The organism is Streptomyces sp. S6 (assembly GCF_054880855.1).
This window is the reverse complement of record NZ_JBTYMC010000562.1, coordinates 1-2,202: the sequence shown is the minus strand read 5'-3', so window position 1 is coordinate 2,202 and position 2,202 is coordinate 1. Positions and strand designations below refer to the sequence as shown.

Here is a 2,202-nt window from a genome sequence, read left to right as displayed (position 1 = left end):
ACCGGGCACCGCGACCGGCGACAGCGTGCCGGAGATCCGGCCCGCCGCGTACCCGGCGGCCACGGCGAGCACCGCGAGGAGCGTCCCCTCGGCCCGCCCGTCGTTCGCCCCCGCCGAGATCAGCGCCCACACGGCGCAGGCCGCGAGCACCGTCGTCCCGAGCGCGTCGGAAACGTTTCGTCTGTCGCTGTCCGTGCCGTTCCCGGCCACGGACGTCCGCCCCGCCGATCCCACCCAGCCCCCCGAACCCGGTCCCCCGACCGTCCTGGCCCCGGCCGCGTGCCTGACCACGTGTACACCGGGGCTGCGCACACCGTAACGGCTGGGCGGCGGTTTGTGGATGAGTTGCGCGGATCGGGGCAGGCGGGTGCGGGGTGTGTCATGTCCGTGGCGGCCCGAGCTGTGAGAACCGTCCTGTCGACCCGCAGGTCACCCGCCGTACACTCCCCGGGTGACCGTCACCGCACCCCCCGCAGGGCCCTCAGGACAGGTGGAGCCCGAGACCACGCCCGCTCCGCGTGGCCGCCGCCTCCTGCGGTTCCTCCCGGCCGTCGTCGCCGTGCTCTCCGGAGCACTGCTCTACGTCAGCTTCCCGCCGCGCCCCCTGTGGTTCCTCGCGCTGCCCGCGTTCGCCGGATTCGGCTGGGTGCTGCGCGAGCGGAGCTGGAAGCCCGCCCTCGGGCTCGGCTACCTCTTCGGCCTGGGCTTCTTCGTCCCGCTGCTGAAGTGGACCGGCGTCGAGGTCGGCCCGCTGCCGTGGCTCGCGCTCGCCGCGATCGAGGCACTCTTCGCCGGCCTGGTCGGGGTGGGCGTCGCCGCCGTGTCCCGGCTGCCCGGCTGGCCGCTGTGGGCGGCGGCCCTGTGGACCGCCGGGGAAGCGGCACGCGCGCGTGCGCCGTTCAGCGGCTTCCCCTGGGGCAAGGTCGCGTTCGGACAGGCCGACGGGATCTTCCTGCCGCTGGCCGCCGTCGGCGGGACACCGGTGCTCGGCTTCGCGGTCGTCCTGTGCGGGTTCGCGGTCGGCGAAGCGGTCCGTCTCGGCTGGGACCGGCGCCGTACGGGCCAGGTGCGCCGGGGGGCCTCCTACGTGGCGCTGGCGGGCATGCTCGTCCCGGTCCTCGGCGCCTTCGCGGCCCGCCCGCTGGTCAGCGACGACGCCGAGGACGGCACCGTCACCGTCGCCGCGATCCAGGGCAACGTGCCCCGGCTCGGCCTGGAGTTCAACGCTCAGCGGCGTGCCGTGCTGGAGTACCACGCGCGCGAGACGCAGCGGCTGGCCGCCGAGGTGAAGGCCGGGAAGGCCGCCAAGCCGGACTTCGTGCTGTGGCCGGAGAACTCCTCCGACGTCAACCCCTTCACCGACGCCGCCGCGTACGCCGTCATCGACCAGGCCGTCCACGCCATCGGCGCACCCGTCTCCGTCGGCAGCGTCGTCGAACGCGACGACAAGTGGTTCAACGAGCAGATTCTGTGGGACCCCGCGAAGGGGCCCACCCAGACCTACGACAAGCGGCAGATCCAGCCGTTCGGCGAGTACATGCCGCTCCAGGGGCTGGTCTCGGCGATCAACCCGAAGTGGACCGCCATGTCGTCGAACTTCACCCGGGGCACCAAGCCCGGCGTGTTCACCATCGGCGGCACGAAGGTCGGCATCGCCACCTGTTACGAGGCCGCGTTCGACTGGGCCGTCCGCGACAGCGTCACGCGCGGCGCGCAGCTCATCTCCGTGCCCAGCAACAACGCCGCCTTCGACCGCAGCGAGATGACCTACCAGCAGCTCGCCATGTCGCGGATCCGTGCGGTCGAGCACAGCCGCACCGTCGTCGTCCCCGTCACCAGCGGCGTCAGCGCGATCATCATGCCGGACGGGCGGATCTCCCAGAAGACCGGCATGTTCGTCGCCGACTCCCTCGTCCAGAAGGTGCCGCTGCGGTCCTCCGAGACGCCCGCGACGAAGCTGGGCATCCTGCCCGAGATGCTGCTCGTCCTCGTCGCGGCGGGTGGCCTCGGCTGGGCGATCGGCTCCGGGCTGCGCACCCGGCGCGCGTAGGCACGTCCGATACCGGCCGGTCCACCAAGATCGGCCGGTTAGGGCTTGCCGGGAAACAAGCCGTCGCTTCCGTGGTTGAGCGTCGTTGTTGTGGTATGGGGAGTCCGGAGGGGATCGAGTTTGGCCTGGCGGCGAAGTTCCAGGCGCTGTTC

1 protein-coding gene and 1 pseudogene are annotated in these 2,202 nt (G+C 72.5%); one reads left to right on the top strand and one right to left on the bottom strand.

Annotated features, from left to right (window positions below):
* Positions 1 to 234: pseudogene (locus tag ACVNF4_RS35215) on the bottom strand (O-antigen ligase family protein); the annotation flags it as partial.
* Between the two features lie 217 nt (positions 235 to 451).
* On the opposite strand from ACVNF4_RS35215, the gene lnt reads away from it, so the two are divergent.
* Entirely contained in the window at positions 452 to 2,050 is a 1,599-nt protein-coding gene (gene lnt / locus ACVNF4_RS35210) for an apolipoprotein N-acyltransferase (protein WP_461806916.1), read from the top strand.
* Positions 2,051 to 2,202: the final 152 nt, after the last annotated feature.